We start from the raw sequence: 20,020 nt of genomic DNA on the forward strand, positions 1-20,020 counted from the left end.
GTTTGTGGTTTATGATTGCTTAATGGCAAGTTAGCCAAGAAACAACCAAGATTCCATGCCCCGACTTTCCAGCGAGCCGATGCTTGCAGCCAGCCCTGCTTCCGCCACTGCCGCCGACGCCTGCGCGCAGCGGGACGCCCGCGATCTCGACCACGAGATGCTGCGCATCGCGCTGCGCGAGCAGCGCGCGATCCTGGAAAACGCGCCGGTCGGCATCGTCTTCACGCTGCCAGGCGCCTTCAAGTCCTGCAATCCGCGCATCTGCGAGATGCTCGACTATTCCCACGAGGAGCTGAGCCGGCTGCATCCGGCCGAGGTGTTCGGCACGCCCGAGGATTACCAGGCACTGACCGCGGAAGCCTATCCGGTGCTGGCCACGGGCGGCCTGTACGAGAAGGGGGAACACCCGTTCCGGCGCCGGGACGGTTCGATGATCTGGGCCCGGCTGCGCGGGCGCGCGGTCGATCCGGCTACGCGCGAAGCCGGCACCATCTGGATCGTCGAGGACGTGACCGAGGTGCGCCAGACGTTGTTCGAGATGCAGGCGATCATGAACAACGCCACGATCGGCATCATGTACACGCGCAACCGCATCATTCAGCGCTACAACCCGGCCTTCGGCGCCATGTTCGGCTACCGCGACGGCGAAGCGCTGGGGCGCTCGACCCGCATCGTCCATCCGGACGAGCAGTCCTGGCACGACTTCAGCGTGCACGCCTACCCGCAGCTGGCGCGCGGCATTCCCTACCGCGCCGAGACGGAGCTGGTGCGCAAGGACGGCACCCGCATCTGGGGCCAGCTGAACGGCTACCTGTTCAATCCGGAGGATCCGGCGCTGGGCGCGATCTGGATGTTCGAGGACCGCACCCGCGAGCGGGCCGACGAGATCCAGCTGCGCAACGCGCTGATGGAAAACCGCGCCATCCTCGACAACGCGGTGCTTGGCATCGCCGTGGTGGAAAACGGCGTCACCCTGCATTGCAACGCCAAGATGGAGGAGCTGTTCGGCAGCCCGGCCGGCGGCATGGACGGCCGCCCGGTGCGCGACCTGTATCCGGACGACGTCACCTGGCGCCAGGCGCGCCGCGATACGGCGTGCAGCTTTCGCGAAGGGCCGGTGCACAGCGCGGAACACCAGATGGTGCGGCGCGACGGCAGCCGCTTCTGGGCGCGCCTGTCGGGACGCCTGTTCGACGTGGCCGAGAAGGCCGGGCGCAGCGTCTGGCTGCTGGACGACGTCACCGCCCAGCGCGAGGCGGCCGACGCGATCCGGCGCGCGCGCGACGAGCTGGAGATCCGGGTGGCCGAGCGCACCGCCGAGCTGGCCGGGGCCAACGCGCTGCTGCAGGAAGAGATCGTCGAGCGCCGCCAGGCCGAGGCGCGGGTGCACCACATGGCCTACCATGACAGCCTGACCGGCCTGCCCAACCGCGCCCTGCTGGCCGACCGCCTCGAGTGCGCGCTGCGCGCCGCGCAGAGGAACAGCAGGAAGGGCGGGCGCGCCCTGGCGGTGATGTTCCTCGACCTGGACCGCTTCAAGACCATCAACGATTCGCTCGGCCATGCCACCGGCGACCACCTGCTGCGCGAAGTGGCGCGCCGCCTGTGCGCGGCGGTGCGCGCCAGCGATACCGTGGCGCGCCTGGGCGGCGACGAGTTCGTGGTGCTGCTGCCCGATGTCGGCGGCGCGGCCGAGTGCGCGCTGGTGGGCGACAAGGTCATCGAGGCGCTGGCCACGCCCTTCCCGCTGGAAGGGCACAGCCTGCACATCTCGCCCTCGATCGGCATCTGCCTGTGCCCGGACGATGGCGACGACGTCGAGACCCTGATGCGCCACGCCGACGCCGCGATGTACCACGCCAAGGCGCTGGGGCGCAACAACTACCAGTTCTTCGACCAGCGCATGAACCAGGCCGCGGCGCGCCGCTTCGAGCTGGAATCGAACCTGCGCGGCGCCCTGCTGCGCAGCGAGTTCGAGCTGCACTACCAGCCGATCATCTGCACCGCCACCCGGCGCCTGCACGCGCTCGAAGTGCTGCTGCGCTGGCGCCGGCGCAGCGAAGGCGGCGCGGGCGGCGCGGACGGCAATACGGTGCTGGTGGGACCGGACGAATTCATCCCCATCCTCGAAGAAAACGGGATGATCGTGCCGGTGGGCGAATGGGTGATCCGGACCGCCTGCGAACAGAGCATGGCCTGGCAGCGCCAGGGCTTGCCGGCGGTGCCGCTGGCGATCAACCTGTCGGCACGCCAGTTCATGCACGACGGCCTGGTGGAATCGATCCGCCGCATCGTGGGCGAGACCGGGATCGACCCGGCACTGGTGGAATTCGAGATCACCGAGACCGCGCTGATGCAGCACGGCGGCCAGACCCTCGACACGCTACGCCAGATCAACGACATGGGCATGCGTCTGTCGATCGACGATTTCGGCACCGGCTATTCGAGCCTGGCCTACCTGAAGCGCTTCCCGGTGCGCAAGATCAAGATCGACCGCGCCTTCGTGCGCGAGCTCGAAGCCAGTTCCGAAGACCGCGCCATCGTGGCGGCCGTGATGGCGCTGGCCAACAGCCTGCAGCTGTCGGTGGTGGCCGAAGGCGTCGAGACCGAGGGCCAGTACCAGCTGCTGGGCGGGCAGGGCTGCCAGCTGGCCCAGGGCTACCTGTTCGCGCGCCCGCTGCCGGCCAGCGAGGCCGCCCGCCTGCTGCGCGGTTCAGCCCTGCAGCAGGTTGCCTGAATCGAGCGTGGCGACCACCGGCGCGTGGTCGGACGGCTGTTCCCACTTGCGGGTCTCGCGGTCGATATGGCAGGCCGTGCAGCGCGCCGCCAGTTCGCGGCTGAGCAGGATGTGGTCGATGCGCAGGCCGCGGTTGCGGCGAAATGCCATCTGGCGGTAGTCCCACCAGCTGTACTGTTTTTCCGGCTGCGCGAACAGGCGGAAGGCGTCAAGCAGTCCCAGTTCCATCAGCGCCGCCATCTGCGCGCGTTCCGGCGCCGTGAAGTGGATGCGGTGCTCCCATTCGGCCGGATCGTGCACGTCGCGCGCCTCCGGCGCGATGTTGTAGTCGCCCAGCAGGGCCAGGCGTGGATGGGCGCGCATCTCGTCGGCGATCCAGGCGCGCAGCGCATCCAGCCAGGCCATCTTGTAGGCGAACTTGTCGCTGCCGATCTCCTGGCCGTTCGGCATGTAGGCGCACACGATGCGCATGCCGCCGATGGTGGCGGCCAGGATGCGCTGCTGCTCGTCGGCGAACAGCGGATTGTTCTTCTGCACCGACGCGATCGGGTGCCGGGACAGGATGGCCACCCCGTTGTAGGTCTTCTGGCCGCTGAATACGGCTTCGTAGCCGATCGCCTCCAGCTCCGCGGTGGGAAACCTGTCGTCGGTCAGCTTCGTCTCCTGGACGCAGAGGATGTCCACTGGATTGGCCTCCAGCCAGGCGAGCAGGTGCTGGAGGCGGACTTTCAGGGAATTGACGTTCCAGGTGGCGATCTTCATGAGCAGGTCTGTAAACAAAACCGGCATGATAACCGCTTGCGATCCTGTCCGGCGGCACACGGCTAAGCGCGAAATGCAACATTTTCATTTGATGCCGCGCAAACGCATGAATTGTGGAAAACACTTACGGGGATCGTCCCCACACTGAAAAACCGTTGCTAATTAGCCCACACAATTGTGTGTGAAACAATTGGCTATGCTAAAATAAATTCATATATTATTAAAAAAATGTGCAATTACCGTCTTCAGGGGCTGTAAAAACGTTCGCAAAAGAATTAAACTAGCGCCACAGTATTTAACACTGTTTCTACGCAAGCATTACAATAGTTGTGATGGTGCAACTAATCTTGTACTATCTACGGAAATGAAGACAGATGTTCGGGGCTGTCCCAATGGCTGCATGCATGGCAGCCGGGCCCGCCTGGTGCATGGTAATAACCGATTCGCCACCGTATCTTTCGATAGCGATGAATCCGAACGCCGATTTACAAAGGACTGAAATGCGCACTGCATTCGAAGCGTGGGCCCAGCGCGAAGGGCATATCACCCGCCGCCGTGAGGACAAGCCCGAGGAATACCTCGTGTACGAGACCCAGCGCCGCTGGGTGATCTGGCAGGCCGCCCTGACGCACGGTGCCAAGGCCGCGGCCGAGGCGCCTTCCAAGTTCGCGAAGGACGCCGGGCAGAAGCCTGCGCTGACCCAGGACGAGGCAACGGTACGCAACCGCGTGCTCAACGAGGTGCTGGATGCGTTCAGCGAACTGGATGAAGCCGCCGGCATGGAAGGCGTGCTAAAGGTCATCCAGGGCCTGAAGAAGAAGCAGAAGAGCCTCGAGGACAGCAAGGCCTGAGTTTGTCCGCAGCCAGGCACTACCGCCACTACAAGGGCGGCCTCTACGAACTGCTCGTCGAGGCCGTGCTGGAAGCGGACCACACGCCCGTGATGGTCTACCGCGGCCAGGACGGCAAGGTCTGGGTGCGCCCGCGCGCCGCCTTCTTCGAAACCGTCCATGCCGACGGCGTGGCGCAGCCGCGCTTTCGCGCGCTCGACGATCCCGGCTCCGACTGAAGTATCCCGACCCTTCAGCATGTGGCCTGCGCTGCCGTTAATGGTGGGATGAAACATCTATTCCCCGCCACCATGCCGCGTCGTTTCTCCCCTTCCATCCTCTCCCTGCTGGCTGCCCCGTTCCTGCTGGGCGGCTGCGCCACCATTGCCGACGCACCGCTGCAGCAGATGCTGGAAGTGCACGCGGTGCTCGACTACCAGGAGGTGGCCGGCGTCGGCTGCGTGCTGACCAATGACATGGGACGCTGGTTCGTGGTCGCGCCCGGCCGGGTCACGATCACGCGCAGCGCGGCGCCACTGGTGGTCGACTGCAAGAAGGCGGGCGCGGCAAGCGGGCAGGAGATCTTCGGCTCGCGTCCCGATGCGATGAGCCTGATCGGAAACGCGGTCATCAGCGCCGGCATGGGCATCGCGCTCGACCGCTGGGCGGGGGCAAGCTGGGCTTATCCGGTCAACCTGACCGTGCTGATGGCGCCGGCGAACGTGGCGGCCGAGGTGAATGCGCTGCAGCGGGTGGAGACGCGGGTGTTCTGAGTATTGCCGGGTAAGCGAACCTGCCCGGGAGCGGTGAAATAATCTTTCATTTTAAAAGCCGCCGTGAAATATTATTTCACGGCGGCTTCCGCGGTTACACGCGGTTCATCAGGAAGGTGGTCAGCAGCGGCACCGGACGGCCGGTGGCGCCCTTGTTCGCGCCCGACTTCCAGGCGGTGCCGGCGATGTCCAGGTGGGCCCAGGTGTACTTGCGGGTGAAGTTCTCCAGGAAGCAGGCCGCCGTGATCGAGGCCGCGCCCGGGGTGCCGATGTTGGCCAGGTCGGCGAAGTTCGACTTGAGCTGCTCGTTGTAGTTCTCGCCCAGCGGGAAGCGCCATGCCACGTCGCCCGCCTGCTTGCCGGCGTCCAGCAGTTCCTGGGCCAGCGCGTCGTGCGCGTCGTCGTGGCGGGTGAACAGGCCGCTGGTGTGGTGGCCCAGGGCCACGATGCAGGCGCCGGTGAGCGTGGCGATGTCGACCACCGCGGCCGGCTTGAAGCGCTCGGCGTAGGTGAGGGCGTCGCACAGGATCAGGCGGCCTTCGGCGTCGGTATTCAGGATCTCGATGGTGAGGCCGTTCATCGAGCTCACGATGTCACCCGGCTTGGTGGCGCGGCCCGAGGGCATGTTCTCGCAGGCGGCCACGATGCCGATCACGTTCAGCTTCAGGTTCATCTCGCCGATCGCGCGGAAGGTGCCCAGTACCGAACCGGCGCCGCACATGTCGTACTTCATCTCGTCCATGTTCGGACCCGGCTTGAGCGAGATGCCGCCGGTGTCGAAGGTGATGCCCTTGCCCACCAGGACGGTCGGCGCATCCTTCTTGTTGCCGCCCATGTGCTTCAGGACGATGAACTTCGGCGCCTCTTCGCTGCCCTTGGCCACCGCCAGGAAGCTGCCCATCTTCAGGGCTTCGAGCTGCTTGCGCTCCAGGACCTCGATCTCGAAGCCATACGCGTCGGCCAGCTGGCGCGCGGTGTTGGCCAGGTAGGTCGGGGTGCACACGTTGGGCGACAGGTTGCCCAGTTCCTTGGTCAGGGCCATGCCGTTCGAGATGGCCAGCGCCTGGGCCAGGACCGGCTTGAGCGCGGTGGCGGCGTTTGCGGCGTCGGCGGCGATCACGATCTTGCGCACGCCGGAAGGCACGGGATCCTTCTTGCTCTTTTGCGTATCGGTGCGGTGCTCGGTCTCGTTGGCGGCGATCACCAGGCTTTGCACCGCCCAGTTGACGTCGCGGTCTTTCACATCGGCCAGCGGGAATGCGATAATGCCATCCGCGCTGCCCAGGGTGCCGAAGACTTTCAGGGCCGCGCCGACGGCGGTGCCGTAGTTCTTTTCGCTCACCGTGTCGTCGGCGCCCATGCCCACCAGCAGCACGCGGGCGGCCGCGACGCCGCTCACGCCGCGCAGCAGCAGGGTCGAACCGGGCTTGCCGCTGATGTCGCCGGACTTCACCGCCGCGCTGATGGCGCCGCCGGCATCGAGTGCCTGGGCGGCCTGCGACAGCTTCTTGTTCTCGAACACGGCCACGGCCAGCACGCCGGTTTTTGCGGCGGACAGGGTGTTCTTGGTGTCGAATGCTTTTATGCTAAAGTCCATTTTTGGTTCTCCGGTTCGTTTTCGCGGTGCCGCAGTGATGTCGATTTCCATACTGCCGTGCCTAACCTGCAATTATAGCTACTTATTGAATGATCTTTCGACGCGCCCTGCAACGTGAATTGGCCAGTTCGGCCGGCGCCACCTTCACGGTGCTGTTCACGATCCTGGTCACCTGGACCCTGATCACGGTCCTCGGCAAGGCCGCCGGCGGCAAGGTCGATTCCGGCGACGTGCTGGCCCTGATCGGCTTCGCCATCCTGAACTACCTGCCCACCATCCTCACCCTCACCGTGTTCATCTCGGTGCTGGGCGCGGTCACGCGCAGCTACCGCGATTCCGAGATGGTGGTGTGGTTCGCCTCCGGCATGTCGCTGAGCCGCTGGATCCGCCCGGTGCTGAGCTTCGGCCTGCCGGTCATGGTGGTGGTGGCGGCGCTGTCGCTGCTGGTGGCGCCGTGGGCGGCCATGAAGCGCATCGAGTTCGTGGAGCGCTTCCAGAACCGCGAAGACCTCAAGCGGGTCGCCCCCGGCCAGTTCCGCGAGTCTTCCTCGGCGGACCGCGTCTTTTTCGTCGAACGCTCGACCACCGGCGCGACCGTGGTGCAGAACGTGTTCGTCAACTCGCAGGACAAGAACGGCAACACCGCGGTGGTGGTGGCCAAGGAAGGCGTGATCGAGACCGATGCCAAGGGCGGCCAGTACCTGGTGCTGAGCAATGGGCGGCGCTACCAGGGCAAGCCCGGCCAGGCCGACTTCCAGTCGATGGAGTTCGAACGCTACAAGATGCGCGTGGCGACCCGCGCCCCGGTGCTCGGCACGGACGCCCCCAGCAACGCGCTGCCCACCTCGGTGCTGCTGCAATACGATAACCAGTACACGCGCGCCGAACTGCTGGCGCGCATCTCCGCGCCGATCATCTGCCTGGTCCTGATGCTGCTGGCGATCCCGCTCGGCTTCGTCAATCCGCGTGCCGGCAGCTCGGCCAACATGATCCTGGCGCTGCTGATCTTCTTTACCTACCTGAACCTGAACAAGCTGATGGAAAACAGCGTCAAGCGCGCCAAGCTCGATTTCGACATGGCCTGGTGGCCGCTGCACCTGGCGGCCGCGCTGACCGTGCTGGCGCTGTTCGCCTGGCGCCTGAACGTCAATCACCGCTGGCATCCGCTGGCCTTGCTGGGCGCCTGGAAGCGGCGCCGCGGCCAGCGCCGCACCCCGGCCGCGGCCGCGGCAGCGACGGCGCCGGCCAGGGCGGAGGCCGAATGAGCGTCCTGCAGCGTTACTTCGCGGTGAACATCGCGCAGGCGGTCGCCTTCGTGCTGGTCGCCTTCCTGGCCCTGATCTCCTTCATGGACCTTACCGGCGAGCTGCCCTCGGTGGGCAAGGGCGGCTATGAATTCCAGCATGCGCTGATGTATGCGCTGCTGCTGGTGCCGGGCAACGTGTACCAGGTGATGCCGGTGGCGGCCCTGATCGGCACCATCTACACGATGGCGCAATTCGCCTCGAGTTCCGAATTCACCATCATGCGCGCTTCCTCGATGTCGACCCGGATGGCGGCCTGGATGCTGTTCCGGATCGGCGTCGTGTTCGTCCTGATCACCTTCGTGTTCGGCGAACTGATCACCCCGCGCACGGCGCCCCTGGCCGAACGGGTGCGCCTGGCCGCCAAGGGCTCGACCCTGTCGACCGACTTCCGCTCCGGCATGTGGACCAAGGACAGCGTGCACACCGACGGCATCAAGGGCCCGGTGGTCGGCACCCGCTTTTTCAACGTGCGCCAGATCCGCAACGACGGCCAGCTGGTGGACGTGCGCCTGTACGAGTTCGACGCCAACATGCGCATGCGTTCCCTGATCACGGCCAGCGGCGGCACCTACCGCGGCGACAATACCTGGCGCCTCACCGGGGTCACCGAGACCATGTTCTCCAACAGCCGCACGCTGCCGGCGCCCGGCAGCCCGGTGCCCGCAGGGCAGTCGGTGGCGGCCAGCTTCGGCCAGGAGACCGCGGCCGTGTCCACGCGCAAGCTCGACACGCTCGAACTGGCCTCCGAGATCACCCCCAAGATCCTGTCGGTGTCGCGCTCGGATCCGGAACGCATGTCGGCCAACGAGCTGGCCGTGTACACCCGCCACCTGGCCGAGAACCGCCAGGAGACCGACCGCTTCAAGGTGGCGTTCTGGAAGAAGATAATCGACCCGCTGTCGATCCTGGTGCTGATGGCGCTGGCGCTGCCCTTCGCCTACCTGCACACGCGCAGCGGCGGGGTGAGCCTGAAGATTTTTGTGGGCATCATGATCGGCGTGAGCTTCCTGCTGCTCAACGCGCTGTTCTCGCACCTGGGCGTCCTCACCGCGCTGCCGGCCTTCTTCACGGCGGCCGCGCCCAGCCTGCTGTTCCTGCTGCTGGCGATCGGCGCCCTGTGGTGGGTGGAGCGGCATTGATGGCGCTTCCCGTGCATTCCACCACCCGCGCCCTGGTCCTGTTCGCGCACGGCGCGCGCGCCGCATCCTGGGCCGCACCCTTCGAGCGCCTGCGCGAGCAGACCGCGGCGCGCTTGCCGGACGTGCGCGTACGCCTGGCCTTCCTCGAGCTGATGGAGCCACGCCTGCCGCAGGCGGTCGCCGCGCTGGTGGAGGAGGGCGTCGAAGACATCACCGTGGTGCCCGTGTTCCTGGGGCAGGGCGGCCATCTGCTGCGCGACCTGCCGCTGCTGGCGGACGGCATCCGCGCCGCCCATCCCGGCCTGCGGCTGCAGGTAGCGGGCGCGATCGGCGAAGATCCGGGCGTGCAGGCGGCGATGAGCGACTACTGCGTGCGCGCCCTCGGCTGAGCGGCGCCGGCCTTGCGGCCAGCCTGGATCAGGCCTGGTGCGCGCGCCTGGCCAGCGCCTCGCCCAGCATCACGAGCACCGGCCCGTGGCCCGGTTCCAGGCCGCGCGCCAGGTCGCTCAAGTGCATGCGCAGGATGCGCTGGTCCGGCCGGCTGCAGTTCTCCACCACCACCACGGGCAGGTCCGCGCGCCGGCCTTCGGCCAGCAGGCGCTCGGCGGTGGCCGCCGCTTCGCGTCCGCCCATGTACTGCACCAGGGTGTCGGTTTCGGGCAAGCTTGGATGGTCGGGCTGGTCGGGCGCGGTGCTGGAGGTGAAGAAGGCGACGCTGCGCGCCACGCCGCGCTTGGTCAGCGGCTGTTTCGATGCCGCCGCCGCCGCCACCGCGGTGGTGATGCCGGGGACGACCTCGACCTCGATGCCGGCCGCTTCCAGCGCGCGCAATTCTTCGTCGGCGCGGCCGAACAGCATCGGATCACCCCCTTTCAGGCGCACCACGAGGCGGTAGCGGTGGGCGCAGTCCACCAGCTGCTGGTTGATCAGGACCTGGGCGGTCGAGCGCTGGCCCGAGCGCTTGCCGACCGAAATCAGCTCGGCCTGGGCGCACAGGGCCAGCATCTCGGGCGTGACCAGGGCGTCGTAGAGCACGACCTCGGCCTGGGCCAGCAGGCGCGCGCCGCGCACCGTGATCAGGTCGGCCGCGCCGGGACCGGCACCCACCAGATAGACTTTGCCCAGCCCCGCCATACGTCCCCTTCGCTTATCGGTCCAGGCGGATCATACCCGCTGCGACGGTCTGGTGCGTGACTTCGTCGATCAGGATGAAGGCGCCGGTGGCGCGGTTGTCGGCATAGGCGTCGGCCGCCAGCGGCTGCTGCACGCTGAGCTGCACGGTGGCGATGTCGTTGAGCGTCAGTCCCGTGCCCGGCGTTCCCGGCGTGCGCTGCTGGGTGTTGACGTCGAGGATGCTGTCGATCTGCTTGAGCTTCGCCGCGCTCTGGCGCGTGCCGTGCTTGATCCAGTACTTGCGGCGCGCATCGAGCGGCTCGTCCGACATCCAGCACAGGTCGGCCACCACCTGCTTGAGCAGGGTGGCCGGCTGCTCGCTGCCGGCCAGCAGGTCGCCGCGCGAGATGTCCAGGTATTCGTTGAGCAGCAGGGTCACCGACTGGCCGGCGACGGCCGTTTGCAGCGAGCCGTCGAAGGTGACGATGTCCTTGACGGTGGCCTGCTGGCCGGAGGGCTGCACGATCAGCTTGTCCCCGATGGAGACCTTGCCCGACTCGATGCGGCCCATGTAGCCGCGGAAGTCGTTCGCCTCATGGCCGTTGTGGCGCGCCACCAGCTGCACCGGGAAGCGCAAGGGCGCGGCGTGGGCTTCGTTGTATACCGACAGGCTCTCCAGCAGTTCGATCAGGGTCGGGCCGCGGTACCAGGGCATGTTGCCGGAGGCGGCGACCACGTTGTCGCCGCTGAGTGCCGACAGCGGGATCGCGGTGACGTCGCGCAGGCCGAGCGTGTCGGCGAAGGCGCGGTAGGCGGCGACGATGCGCTCGTACACGGCCTGGTCGTAGCCGACCAGGTCCATCTTGTTGACGGCGACGATTACGTGCTCGATCTGCAGCAGCTTCGCGATGGTCGAGTGGCGCTTGGTCTGGGTCAGCAGCGTGACCGAACCATCTTCGTCGAGCTTCACCTTGGACACGTCCACCAGGATGACCACGGCGTCCGCGGTGGATGCGCCGGTGACCATGTTGCGGGTGTACTGCTCGTGGCCGGGGGTGTCGGCGATGATGAACTTGCGCTTCGGGGTGGCGAAGTAGCGGTAGGCGACGTCGATCGTGATGCCCTGTTCGCGCTCGGCTTCCAGGCCGTCGGTCAGCAGTGACAGGTCGATGGTGTCGCCCACGGTGCGCTTGTGCTTCGAGCGCGAGACGGCGGCCAGCTGGTCGGCGAAGATGCCCTTGCTGTCGTACAGCAGGCGGCCGATCAGGGTGCTCTTTCCGTCGTCGACGGAGCCGGCGGTGATGAAGCGCAGCATGCCGGCGTCGGCCGCCTGGGGCGGGTTTGGATGGTCGAGGTGCTGGGTGGGTGCGTTCATCAGAAATATCCTTGCTTCTTGCGTTTTTCCATCGAGGCTTCGGAGGTCTGGTCGTCCATCCGGGTCGCGCCGCGCTCGGTCACCTCGGTGATCGCGGTTTCGGCGATGATCTGTTCCACGGTGGCGGCGCTGGACGCCACCGGGCAGGTGCAGGAGATGTCGCCCACCGTGCGGAAGCGCACGCTGCGGGTCTCGACCTGCTCGCCTTCGCGCGGCGGCGTCAGGGGCGTCAGCGGCACCAGCAGGCCATTGCGCGGGATCACCTGGCGCTCGTGGGCAAAGTAGATCGGGGGCAGGGCCAGCCGTTCACGGGCGATGTACTGCCACACGTCGAGCTCGGTCCAGTTCGAGATCGGGAACACGCGCATGTTCTCGCCCGGGTGGACCCGGGTGTTATACAGGTCCCACAGTTCCGGCCGCTGGGCCTTCGGGTCCCACTGGCCGAACTCGTCGCGGAAGGAAAAGATGCGCTCCTTGGCGCGCGCCTTTTCCTCGTCGCGGCGGGCGCCGCCGATGCAGGCATCAAAAGCGTGCTCGGCGATGGTTTCCAGCAGGGTCACGGCCTGGGCCGCGTTGCGCGAGTCGGTGGCCGGATTGCGCAGGCGTACCGTGCCGCGCCGGATCGACTCCTCGACCGAGCCGACGATCAGGCGCTCGTCCAGTTCGGCGACGCGCGCATCGCGGAAGGCGATCACTTCGTCGAAGTTGTGGCCGGTGTCGATGTGCACCAGCGGGAAGGGAAACCTGCCCGGGCGGAAAGCCTTTTCGGCCAGGCGCAGCAGCACGACCGAATCCTTGCCGCCGGAGAACAGCAGGGCGGGATGGCTGCATTCGGCCGCCACTTCGCGCAGGATGTGGATGGCCTCGGATTCCAGGGCGTCGAGGTGGCGTGCCTGCATGTCGCCGAGCACGGCCGGATTGTCGAGAAGTGTGGTCATGTGTGTTCCGTCATGGAGTGGAGGCCCGGGCCGCCACGGATTGGATGCGTACGAGTTTGCCGTCGACCACGTGCAGGCCGCACTCCTTCGATTCGGGGTTTTCCCACCACCAGCGGCCGGCGCGCACGTCCTCGCCGGGCTGGACCGCGCGGGTGCAGGGTTCGCAGCCGATCGACGGGAAGCCGCGCTCGTGCAGGGCGTTGTACGGGACATGGTGCGTGCGCAGGTATTCCCAGACATCCTGCTCCGACCAGTCGGCCAGCGGGTTGAACTTCTGCATGCCATGCGCGGCATCCATCTCCTGCACCGCGAGTTCGGCACGCGTGCTCGACTGGGCGCGGCGCTGGCCGGTGATCCAGGCCCGCTTGCCGGCCAGGGCGCGGCCGAGCGGCTCGACCTTGCGGATGCGGCAGCATTCCTTGCGCATCTCGACGCTGTCGTAGAAGGCGTTCAGGCCGTTGTTGGCGACGTAGGCTTGCACGGCTTCCGGTTGCGGCTTGAACAGGGCGATATCAATGCCATAGGTCGCGCGCACGCGGTCCAGCATGTCGAGCGTTTCGGCATGCAGGCGGCCGGTCTCGAGCGAGAAGATCCCGATCGGCAGTGCCGCTTTCAGGATCAGGTCCAGCAAGACCATGTCTTCGGCCGCCAGGCTCGATGCGAACACGGCGGGCGAGTAGTCGCGCGCGATGCGCGCCAGGATGGCCCCCGTTTCTTCGACGCGATGGTGAAGATCGCTCATGGTGTTTTCCTTAGATGCCCGCGCCGACGTCCGTCAGTTCCGGCGGCGTGCCGCGCGGCGCGCGTCGGAACAGCGGCAGCGGCTGGTCCACGGAAGCCTGGTAGGTTTCCGAGAACACGGTCAAGCCCTTCAGGGCGTCGTGGATGCTGCGGTCCGGACGGGTGGCGAAGGCATCGAAGCCGACCCGCGACAGGGGCCACAGCTGGTCGCGCAGCACGTCGCCGATGGCGCGCAGCTCACCCGTGTAGCCAAGACGCCTGCGCAGGTTGAAGGCGGTCGAATAGCCGCGCCCGTCCGAGAACTTCGGGAAGTCCACCGCCACCACCTGGAAGCGCGGCAGGTCGTCGCGGATCGCGGCGGCCTGCTCGTCGGGCGCGAGCCAGACGCCGATCTCGGCGCGCGCCGACAGCGCGGCGCGCTGCGCCAGCCACACGCCCAGCGGTACGATGATCCTGCCTTCCGGGACCTCGACGGTCTCGGCGCTTTGCTCCGGTTCGAGGCGCAGCACCGACCAGTCGTCGTCGACCACTTCGCGATGCCTGATGATCTGCTTGTGCGCATTAAGCATATTGGTCTTCTCCCACGGGTTGGCCAGCCGCGATCGGCGTGGCATAGACGTGTTCCTTGAAGGGCGCGATGCCCAGGCGCTGCACGGTGTCGACGAAGCGCTCGCCCTCGAAGCGCTCGCGCACATAGACTTCCAGCAGGCGGCCCACCACTTCCGGCATCTGCACGGCCGAGAAGGACGGGCCGATGATCTTGCCGATGGCGGACAGGTTGCCCTGGGCGCCGCCGATCGACACCTGGTACCACTCGCTGCCGTCCTTGTCGACGCCGAGGATGCCGATCGCGCCCACGTGGTGGTGGCCGCAGGCGTTGATGCAGCCCGAGATGTTCAGTTCGATGTCGCCGATGTCGTGCTGGAAGTCGAGGTTGTCGAAACGCTCGGCGATGGCGGCCGCGATCGGGATCGACTTGGCGTTCGCCAGCGAGCAGAAGTCGCCGCCGGGGCAGGCGATGATGTCGGTCAGCAGGCCGATGTTCGGCGTCGCCAGGCCGCGGCTCTTGGCCAGCTGCCACAGCTCGAACAGCTTGCTCTGCTCGACGTCGGCCAGCACCAGGTTCTGCTCGTGCGTCACGCGCAGTTCGCCGAAGCTGTAGCGGTCGGCCAGGTCGGCCACGAAGTCCATCTGCTCGGCGGTGGCGTCGCCCGGCGGCACGCCGGTTTTCTTCAGCGACAGCACCACGGCGGCATAGCCGGGCACCTTGTGCGGCTTGACGTTGCGGTTGACCCAGTTGGCGAAGGCGCGGTTGTCGGCGTGGGCCGCGGCCGGGTCGATGTCGTCCAGTTCAGCGTAGCCATGCGGCTGGAACCACTGGGCGACGCGGTCGAATTCCTCCTGGGTCAGGGTCTCCGGACCATCCTTCAGGTCCTTCCACTCTTCTTCGACCTGGCGCGTGAATTCCTCGACGCCGAGGGCCTTCAAGAGGATCTTGATGCGCGCCTTGTACTTGTTGTCGCGGCGGCCATGCTGGTTGTACACGCGCATCACGGCTTCGGTATAGGTCAGCATGTGCTGCCAGGGCAGGAACTCGCGGATCACCGAGCCCAGGATCGGCGTACGGCCCATGCCGCCGCCGGCCATGAACTTGAAGCCAACTTCGCCGTCGTCGTTCTTCACCAGGGTCAGGCCGATGTCGTGGATGGCGATCGCGGCGCGGTCCTCTAAAGCGCCATTGATCGCCACCTTGAACTTGCGCGGCAGGGCGATGAACTCGGGATGGAAGGTGCTCCACTGGCGCAGGATCTCGGCAAAGGGACGCGGATCGATGATCTCGTCCGCGGCGACGCCGGCGAATTCGTCGGTCGTGATGTTGCGGATGCAGTTGCCCGAGGTCTGGATGGCGTGCATCTCGACCGAGGCCAGGTCTTCCAGGATCTGCGGGGTGTCTTCCAGGTCGATCCAGTTGTACTGGATGTTCTGGCGCGTGGTGAAGTGGCCGTAGCCGCGGTCGTACTTGCGCGCGATGTGGGCGAACATGCGCATCTGCCTCGAGGCCAGCAGGCCATAGGGCACGGCCACGCGCAGCATGTAGGCATGGCGCTGCATGTAGAGGCCGTTCTGCAGGCGCAGCGGGATGAATTCTTCTTCCGTCAGTTCGCCGCTCAGGCGCCGTTCCACCTGGCTGCGGTATTGCGCGATGCGCTCGCGCACGATGAGGTGGTCGTAGTGGTCGTAGCGGTACATGGTCTCGTCCGATGGGGGCGGACCCTGGCAACATTGTCCACCCATGAAAGGGTGCGGCCAGTGTAGGGTGGGGTGCTTATATTCCAAACTACGGAGATTTCATTTGCTTATATGCGCAACTTGAATAAGCATCTTAGAATGTCGTCTGCTGCCGCTTTAACAAGAACTCCAGGAACCGAACCATTCAATGAATCTCCACCAGCTGCGCTTCGTGCGCGAAGCCGTCCGCCAGAACTACAACCTGACCGATGCGGCCAAGGCACTGTTTACCTCCCAGCCCGGGGTCTCGAAAGCCATCATCGAGCTGGAGGAAGAGCTCGGGGTCGACATCTTCACCCGGCATGGCAAGCGCATCCGCGGGCTGACCGAGCCGGGCCGCCTGGTGCTGCAGTCGGTCGAACTGATCATGCAGGAGATCGACAGCCTCAAGCGCATCGGCAAGGAATATGCGGCCCACGACAGCGGCAGCTTCACCATCGCCACCACCCACACCCAGGCGCGCTACATGCTGCCCAAGGTGGTGCAGGCCTTCATGCAGAAGTTTCCGAAAGTGCGCCTGTCCTTGCTGCAGGGTAACCCGAAGCAGATCGCCGACATGGTCAAGAACGACCAGGCCGACCTGGCCATCGCCACCGAAGCGATCGCCGCCGTCGACGGCCTGATCACGCTGCCCTGCTACCAGTGGGAGCACATGGTGGTGGTGCCGCCGGAACATCCGCTGCTGCGCTCGAAGGCGGTGTCGCTGGAAGAGATCGCCAGCTATCCGGTCATCACCTACGACGCCGCCTTTGCCGGCCGCAGCAAGATCGACCACGCCTTCGGCCTGCGCAGCCTCAAACCCGACGTGCTGCTGGAAGCGATCGACGCCGACGTCATCAAGACCTATGTCGAGCTGGGCATGGGCGTGGGCATCATCGCCGGCATGGCCTTCGACCCGGAACGCGACCGCAACCTGCGCGCGATTCCCGTGGGCCAGCTGTTCGGCATGAACGTCTCGCGGGTGGCGGTGAAGCAGGGCGCCTACCTGCGCAGCTATATCTATACTTTCATCGAACTGCTCGCCCCGACCCTCAACCGCAAGATGGTCGAGTCCGCCATGCGCGGCGGCGACAACTACGAACTGTAATCAACAAGGAAACACCATGAGCAACATCCCTGGCAACAACCCGGTTGCCGACTTCTACACCGCCATCGCCGAGCACTACGACGCCCAGTTCCACGACGAGAGCGACGAGGAACGCCAGGACGACCTGGACGACGTGGCCGAGCAGGTCGCCGAGCTGATGCGGGGGCATACGGTGCTGGAGCTGGGCTGCGGCACCGGCTATTTCACCGACGTGATCGCCGAGACGGCGCAGTCGGTGCTGGCCACCGACATCAGCGAAGCGATGCTGGCCGTGGCGCGCGAACATGGGGAAGGGCTGGAGAACGTGCGGTACCGCGTGGTGGACGCGCTGAACCTGCCCACCGACCTCGGCAACGAAGTCGGGAAAATCACGGCCGTGTTCGCCGGCTTCCTGTGGTCGCATTTCAGGAAAGAAGAGCAGGATGCCTTCCTCGCCGGCCTGCGCGCCCGGGTCGGTGCCAACGCGCTGCTGGTGCTGATCGACGACGAATACGTGGAAGGCGCCAGCCCGACGGTGGCGCGCACCGACGCGCAAGGCAATACCTGGGCCCAGTTCACGGATGCCGAGGGCAGGCGCCACGAGCTGCCGAAGAACTACCCGACCGACAGCGCGCTGCGCAAGCGCCTCGGCACGGCGGTACGCGAGATCAAGATCGGGCGCTGGGACAGCTGCTGGGCGCTGACCTGCCGCCTGAAGTAGGACGCGCCTTTTGCTATCAGCACAATATACTGCGGCTATTAAACCCATCCCATCCGAAAGGACGTCCATGAAGTTTGTCACCGCATCCGTACTGGGCCTGTCGCTGGTCTTTGCCAATCCGGCCGCCAGCGCCGCCGCCGTGCCCGCACCGCATGCCGCAGCACCCACCCCCGCCCACGTGCAGGCGGTGCAGGACCTGCTCGCCACGATGCAGGTCGAGAAAGTCCTGCGCAGCGTCGCCGCGCGCAGCCGCTATGCCAGTGAAGCCCAGCGCCAGGCGGTGTTCGCCCGCATCGGCCAGACCCCGCCGGCCGAGGTGGCGCGGCGCCTGGCCCCGGCCCTGGCACCGGTCATCTCCGCCGACACCGCGGCCGAGATGACGCGCTTCTACCAGACGCCGTATGGCAAGCGTGTGCTGCACGAGAAGTACAACAGCGCGGCCCAGATCCAGATGCCGGGCATGAAGTCGGTGGTGCCGCCGGAAGAGAAAAAGGAACGCAAGCGCGCCGCCTACGTGAAGGCCAGCAAGGAACTGGCGGATGCGGCGCCGCTCATCGAGCGCGAAGCCTTCAAGCTGCTGCAGAAGATCCTGGCCGAGAAGCGCTGAGGCCAGCCGTGCGGGCTTGCATCGCACCCGCGGCGGCTTGCGGCATTTTCAGGTGAACGTGGCGGGCGACACGGCGCCGCAGGATTGACTACAGTCGAGCAAGCGTTTAAACGGCCGAGGCTGCCACATGCGCACCCCCGGGTGCGGCGCCTCGGGCAACCTTCACTTGCACAGGAGTCGCCAGATGAACTTTCGCAGCCTGCTTTCTTCCGTACTGATCGGCGCCGTCGCCAGCGCGCGCTCGATGACGCCGATGGCGACCATCGCCACCGCCCGTCTCGCGGGCCGCCGCACCCCCGGCGAGCTGTTCCTGCTCGACCGTCCCCTGTTCAAGTACGGCGCGCTGGCGATGGGCGCCGGCGAGCTGTATGGCGACAAGATGAAGTCGGCGCCCGACCGCACCGTCTTCCTGGGACTGCTGGCGCGCGTGATGAGTGCGGGCATCGCCGGCGCCGCGCTGGCGCCGCGCGGCAATGAAAAGGCGGGCGCGGCGCTGGCCGTCGCCACCGCCGTGCCGCTCGCCTACCTCACGCTGGCTGGCCGCAAGCAGGCGATGGCGAAAATGGGCCAGACCCGCAGCGGACTGATTGAAGATGCGCTGGTCGTCGCCGCGGGCAGCGCGATCGTGGCCCTGTCGACCAGCGGCCAGCGCGCGCACGGGCGCACCGCGCTGCAACGGACCTACGCCTGATTCAGCGGGTGCCGTCCGGCGCCCTGTCATCCAGCATATAGTCCAGCGTATCGGTATCGCGGTCGCTCGCCAGCGGCGCGCCCCATAGCTTGAGCCAGGTGAAGCCGGCGACGCCGGCCGCCAGGGAAGCGGCCAGGATCGCCATCTTGGACGCGTTGATGGTCTCGGCGGCACCGGTGAAGGCCAGGTTGGTGATAAAGATCGACATGGTGAAGCCGATCCCGCCCAGCAGGCCGGCGCCGACGACGTGGCGCCAGGCCAGGTCCAGCGGCAGGCGGCACAGGCCGAGCGCTACCGCCCCGAAGCTGAACAGGAAGATCCCCACCGGCTTGCCGAGGACCAGGCCCGCGATGATGCCCAGGCTGTTTGCGCCCAGCAGTTCCGTGGCCCAGCCGTCCCCGATCACGATCCCGGTGTTGGCCAGCGCGAAGACCGGCAGGATCAGGAAGGTCACCGGCTTGTGCAGGATGTGCTCGAGCCGGTGCGAGGGCGAGGCGGCGTCGTCTTCCCTGCTCGAATAGGGAATGGCAAACGCCAGCAGCACGCCGGCGATGGTCGCGTGCACGCCGGACTTGAGCATCAGGAACCACATCAGCGCGCCGCCCAGCAGGAAGGGTAGCAGCGCCATCACGCGCAGCACGCGGTTCAGCGCCAGCATCGCGGCGAACACGCCCAGCGCACCTAGCAGGTACAGGAAGGACAGCTCGCTGGTGTAGAACAGGGCGATGACAATGATTGCCCCAAGGTCGTCCATCACGGCCAGCGCCGTCAGGAAGATCTTCAGCGAGGCCGGCACCCGGCTGCCCAGCAGGGCCAGCACGCCGAGGGCGAAGGCGATGTCGGTCGCCATCGGGATGCCGACGCCGGCCTGGGTCGGCGTGCCGCCGTTCAGGCTGAAGTGGATCAGGGCCGGCACCGCGATGCCGCCCACGGCGGCCAGTATCGGCAGCATGGCATTGCGCAGGTCGGACAGCTCGCCGTTGACCAGTTCGCGTTTGAGTTCGAGGCCGATCAAGAGGAAGAAGATCGCCATCAGGGCGTCGTTGACCCAGTGCTCGATGCTGAGTCCGGCGACGTAGTGCTGCCAGAGGCCGAGCCAGGCGGGGCCGAAGGAAGAATTGGCGAGGGCGAGCGAGATCAGGGTGCAGGCGATCAGGACGATGCCACCCGCTTTGCTCGATTCGAAGAATTCCTTGAAAGACAGGGAGAGGCGGCGTTCGATGTGCATGGTGGTCGCGCCGGGGCGCAAAAAAGCCGCGAGGCGGCCCGACCTTCGCACATCCTGTCGTACCCGCATGGTACGAACACCCGCAGGCAGTATAACAGGAATGGCT

20 protein-coding genes are annotated in these 20,020 nt (G+C 66.5%); 11 read left to right on the forward strand and 9 right to left on the reverse strand.

The features are described 5' to 3' along the window. The first annotated feature begins 55 nt into the window (after window positions 1–55). Window positions 56–2,737, forward strand: coding sequence for an EAL domain-containing protein (locus LCI23_RS10995; RefSeq protein WP_224946504.1), 2,682 nt, complete (start codon window positions 56–58; stop codon window positions 2,735–2,737). Here LCI23_RS10995 and xth read toward each other — a convergent pair. Continuing rightward, the gene (xth, locus tag LCI23_RS11000) at window positions 2,714–3,499 is read right to left on the reverse strand and encodes an exodeoxyribonuclease III (protein ID WP_224946505.1); all 786 of its coding nucleotides are present in this window, start codon (window positions 3,497–3,499) and stop codon (window positions 2,714–2,716) included. The genes LCI23_RS10995 and xth overlap by 24 nt on opposite strands. Window positions 3,500–3,999: 500 nt before the next feature. Between xth and LCI23_RS11005 the strand changes: the two genes are divergently transcribed. From LCI23_RS11005 to LCI23_RS11015, 3 genes are read left to right on the forward strand one after another with little or no spacing between them, the layout of a single operon-like run. Next, entirely contained in the window at window positions 4,000–4,350 is a 351-nt protein-coding gene (locus LCI23_RS11005) for a hypothetical protein (protein WP_224946506.1), read from the forward strand. Window positions 4,351–4,352: 2 nt separating this feature from the next. After that, complete coding sequence (locus LCI23_RS11010; RefSeq protein ID WP_224946507.1) at window positions 4,353–4,568, forward strand: DUF1653 domain-containing protein; 216 nt, start codon at window positions 4,353–4,355, stop codon at window positions 4,566–4,568. Window positions 4,569–4,616: 48 nt separating this feature from the next. After that, window positions 4,617–5,102, forward strand: coding sequence for a hypothetical protein (locus LCI23_RS11015; protein WP_224946508.1), 486 nt, complete (start codon window positions 4,617–4,619; stop codon window positions 5,100–5,102). Between the two features lie 94 nt (window positions 5,103–5,196). Here LCI23_RS11015 and LCI23_RS11020 read toward each other — a convergent pair whose 3' ends face one another. Further along, entirely contained in the window at window positions 5,197–6,699 is a 1,503-nt protein-coding gene (locus tag LCI23_RS11020; RefSeq protein ID WP_224946509.1) for a leucyl aminopeptidase, read from the reverse strand. A gap of 89 nt (window positions 6,700–6,788) precedes the next feature. Between LCI23_RS11020 and lptF the strand changes: the two genes are divergently transcribed. The 3 genes from lptF to LCI23_RS11035 are packed head-to-tail and all read left to right on the forward strand — an operon-like array spanning window position 6,789 to window position 9,534. After that, window positions 6,789–7,964, forward strand: coding sequence for an LPS export ABC transporter permease LptF (lptF, locus tag LCI23_RS11025; RefSeq protein ID WP_224946510.1), 1,176 nt, complete (start codon window positions 6,789–6,791; stop codon window positions 7,962–7,964). Further along, window positions 7,961–9,145, forward strand: a complete 1,185-nt coding sequence (gene lptG / locus LCI23_RS11030; RefSeq protein ID WP_224946511.1) for an LPS export ABC transporter permease LptG — start codon at window positions 7,961–7,963, stop codon at window positions 9,143–9,145. The genes lptF and lptG overlap by 4 nt, the downstream gene beginning before the upstream one ends. 11 nt (window positions 9,146–9,156) lie before the next feature. After that, complete coding sequence (locus LCI23_RS11035; protein WP_224946512.1) at window positions 9,157–9,534, forward strand: sirohydrochlorin chelatase; 378 nt, start codon at window positions 9,157–9,159, stop codon at window positions 9,532–9,534. 28 nt (window positions 9,535–9,562) lie between these two features. On the opposite strand, the gene cobA is transcribed toward LCI23_RS11035, so the two are convergent. From cobA to LCI23_RS11065, 6 genes are read right to left on the reverse strand one after another with little or no spacing between them, the layout of a single operon-like run. Continuing rightward, window positions 9,563–10,279, reverse strand: a complete 717-nt coding sequence (gene cobA, locus LCI23_RS11040; RefSeq protein WP_224946513.1) for a uroporphyrinogen-III C-methyltransferase — start codon at window positions 10,277–10,279, stop codon at window positions 9,563–9,565. Window positions 10,280–10,292: 13 nt separating this feature from the next. Then, entirely contained in the window at window positions 10,293–11,633 is a 1,341-nt protein-coding gene (locus tag LCI23_RS11045; protein ID WP_224946514.1) for a sulfate adenylyltransferase subunit 1, read from the reverse strand. Beyond that, the gene (cysD, locus tag LCI23_RS11050; RefSeq protein ID WP_224946515.1) at window positions 11,633–12,571 is read right to left on the reverse strand and encodes a sulfate adenylyltransferase subunit CysD; all 939 of its coding nucleotides are present in this window, start codon (window positions 12,569–12,571) and stop codon (window positions 11,633–11,635) included. The genes LCI23_RS11045 and cysD overlap by 1 nt, the downstream gene beginning before the upstream one ends. Window positions 12,572–12,581: 10 nt before the next feature. Continuing rightward, window positions 12,582–13,313 (reverse strand): phosphoadenylyl-sulfate reductase, encoded by a 732-nt coding sequence (locus LCI23_RS11055; RefSeq protein ID WP_224946516.1) that lies wholly within the window; start codon window positions 13,311–13,313, stop codon window positions 12,582–12,584. 10 nt (window positions 13,314–13,323) lie between these two features. After that, window positions 13,324–13,881 carry a DUF934 domain-containing protein gene (locus LCI23_RS11060; protein WP_224946517.1) on the reverse strand — a complete coding sequence of 186 codons (558 nt, stop codon included), beginning with the start codon at window positions 13,879–13,881 and terminating at the stop codon, window positions 13,324–13,326. Beyond that, window positions 13,874–15,562, reverse strand: a complete 1,689-nt coding sequence (locus LCI23_RS11065) for a nitrite/sulfite reductase (RefSeq protein WP_224946518.1) — start codon at window positions 15,560–15,562, stop codon at window positions 13,874–13,876. Before LCI23_RS11065 ends, LCI23_RS11060 begins: the two co-directional genes overlap by 8 nt. Window positions 15,563–15,749: 187 nt before the next feature. On the opposite strand from LCI23_RS11065, the gene LCI23_RS11070 reads away from it, so the two are divergent. From LCI23_RS11070 to LCI23_RS11085, 4 genes are all read left to right on the forward strand, one after another. After that, window positions 15,750–16,688 (forward strand): CysB family HTH-type transcriptional regulator, encoded by a 939-nt coding sequence (locus tag LCI23_RS11070; protein WP_224946519.1) that lies wholly within the window; start codon window positions 15,750–15,752, stop codon window positions 16,686–16,688. A 16-nt stretch (window positions 16,689–16,704) separates the two neighbouring features. Beyond that, on the forward strand, window positions 16,705–17,388 hold the full coding sequence (locus LCI23_RS11075) for a class I SAM-dependent methyltransferase (protein WP_224946520.1): 684 nt from the start codon (window positions 16,705–16,707) through the stop codon (window positions 17,386–17,388). 67 nt (window positions 17,389–17,455) lie between these two features. Further along, window positions 17,456–17,995 (forward strand): hypothetical protein, encoded by a 540-nt coding sequence (locus LCI23_RS11080; RefSeq protein ID WP_224946521.1) that lies wholly within the window; start codon window positions 17,456–17,458, stop codon window positions 17,993–17,995. Between the two features lie 184 nt (window positions 17,996–18,179). After that, window positions 18,180–18,686: a hypothetical protein gene (locus tag LCI23_RS11085; RefSeq protein WP_224946522.1), complete on the forward strand. Its 507-nt coding sequence runs from the start codon at window positions 18,180–18,182 to the stop codon at window positions 18,684–18,686. Between the two features lies 1 nt (window position 18,687). Here LCI23_RS11085 and nhaA read toward each other — a convergent pair whose 3' ends face one another. Beyond that, window positions 18,688–19,914 carry a Na+/H+ antiporter NhaA gene (gene nhaA, locus LCI23_RS11090; RefSeq protein WP_224946523.1) on the reverse strand — a complete coding sequence of 409 codons (1,227 nt, stop codon included), beginning with the start codon at window positions 19,912–19,914 and terminating at the stop codon, window positions 18,688–18,690. Window positions 19,915–20,020: the final 106 nt, after the last annotated feature.

Source organism: Massilia sp. MS-15, from assembly GCF_020176695.1.
Classification (GTDB): Bacteria; Pseudomonadota; Gammaproteobacteria; order Burkholderiales; family Burkholderiaceae_D; genus Telluria; species Telluria hydrophila.

What these genes read in the sequence shown, in the direction of transcription:
- LCI23_RS10995 (WP_224946504.1), top strand. Translation starts at nt 56, where the DNA reads ATGCCCCGACTTTCCAGCGAGCCGATGCTTGCAGCCAGCCCTGCTTCC.
- xth (WP_224946505.1), bottom strand. Translation starts at nt 3,499, where the DNA reads ATGAAGATCGCCACCTGGAACGTCAATTCCCTGAAAGTCCGCCTCCAG.
- LCI23_RS11005 (WP_224946506.1), top strand. Translation starts at nt 4,000, where the DNA reads ATGCGCACTGCATTCGAAGCGTGGGCCCAGCGCGAAGGGCATATCACC.
- LCI23_RS11015 (WP_224946508.1), top strand. Translation starts at nt 4,617, where the DNA reads ATGAAACATCTATTCCCCGCCACCATGCCGCGTCGTTTCTCCCCTTCC.
- LCI23_RS11020 (WP_224946509.1), bottom strand. Translation starts at nt 6,699, where the DNA reads ATGGACTTTAGCATAAAAGCATTCGACACCAAGAACACCCTGTCCGCC.
- lptF (WP_224946510.1), top strand. Translation starts at nt 6,789, where the DNA reads ATGATCTTTCGACGCGCCCTGCAACGTGAATTGGCCAGTTCGGCCGGC.
- lptG (WP_224946511.1), top strand. Translation starts at nt 7,961, where the DNA reads ATGAGCGTCCTGCAGCGTTACTTCGCGGTGAACATCGCGCAGGCGGTC.
- cobA (WP_224946513.1), bottom strand. Translation starts at nt 10,279, where the DNA reads ATGGCGGGGCTGGGCAAAGTCTATCTGGTGGGTGCCGGTCCCGGCGCG.
- LCI23_RS11045 (WP_224946514.1), bottom strand. Translation starts at nt 11,633, where the DNA reads ATGAACGCACCCACCCAGCACCTCGACCATCCAAACCCGCCCCAGGCG.
- cysD (WP_224946515.1), bottom strand. Translation starts at nt 12,571, where the DNA reads ATGACCACACTTCTCGACAATCCGGCCGTGCTCGGCGACATGCAGGCA.
- LCI23_RS11055 (WP_224946516.1), bottom strand. Translation starts at nt 13,313, where the DNA reads ATGAGCGATCTTCACCATCGCGTCGAAGAAACGGGGGCCATCCTGGCG.
- LCI23_RS11060 (WP_224946517.1), bottom strand. Translation starts at nt 13,881, where the DNA reads ATGCTTAATGCGCACAAGCAGATCATCAGGCATCGCGAAGTGGTCGAC.
- LCI23_RS11065 (WP_224946518.1), bottom strand. Translation starts at nt 15,562, where the DNA reads ATGTACCGCTACGACCACTACGACCACCTCATCGTGCGCGAGCGCATC.
- LCI23_RS11070 (WP_224946519.1), top strand. Translation starts at nt 15,750, where the DNA reads ATGAATCTCCACCAGCTGCGCTTCGTGCGCGAAGCCGTCCGCCAGAAC.
- LCI23_RS11075 (WP_224946520.1), top strand. Translation starts at nt 16,705, where the DNA reads ATGAGCAACATCCCTGGCAACAACCCGGTTGCCGACTTCTACACCGCC.
- LCI23_RS11080 (WP_224946521.1), top strand. Translation starts at nt 17,456, where the DNA reads ATGAAGTTTGTCACCGCATCCGTACTGGGCCTGTCGCTGGTCTTTGCC.
- LCI23_RS11085 (WP_224946522.1), top strand. Translation starts at nt 18,180, where the DNA reads ATGAACTTTCGCAGCCTGCTTTCTTCCGTACTGATCGGCGCCGTCGCC.
- nhaA (WP_224946523.1), bottom strand. Translation starts at nt 19,914, where the DNA reads ATGCACATCGAACGCCGCCTCTCCCTGTCTTTCAAGGAATTCTTCGAA.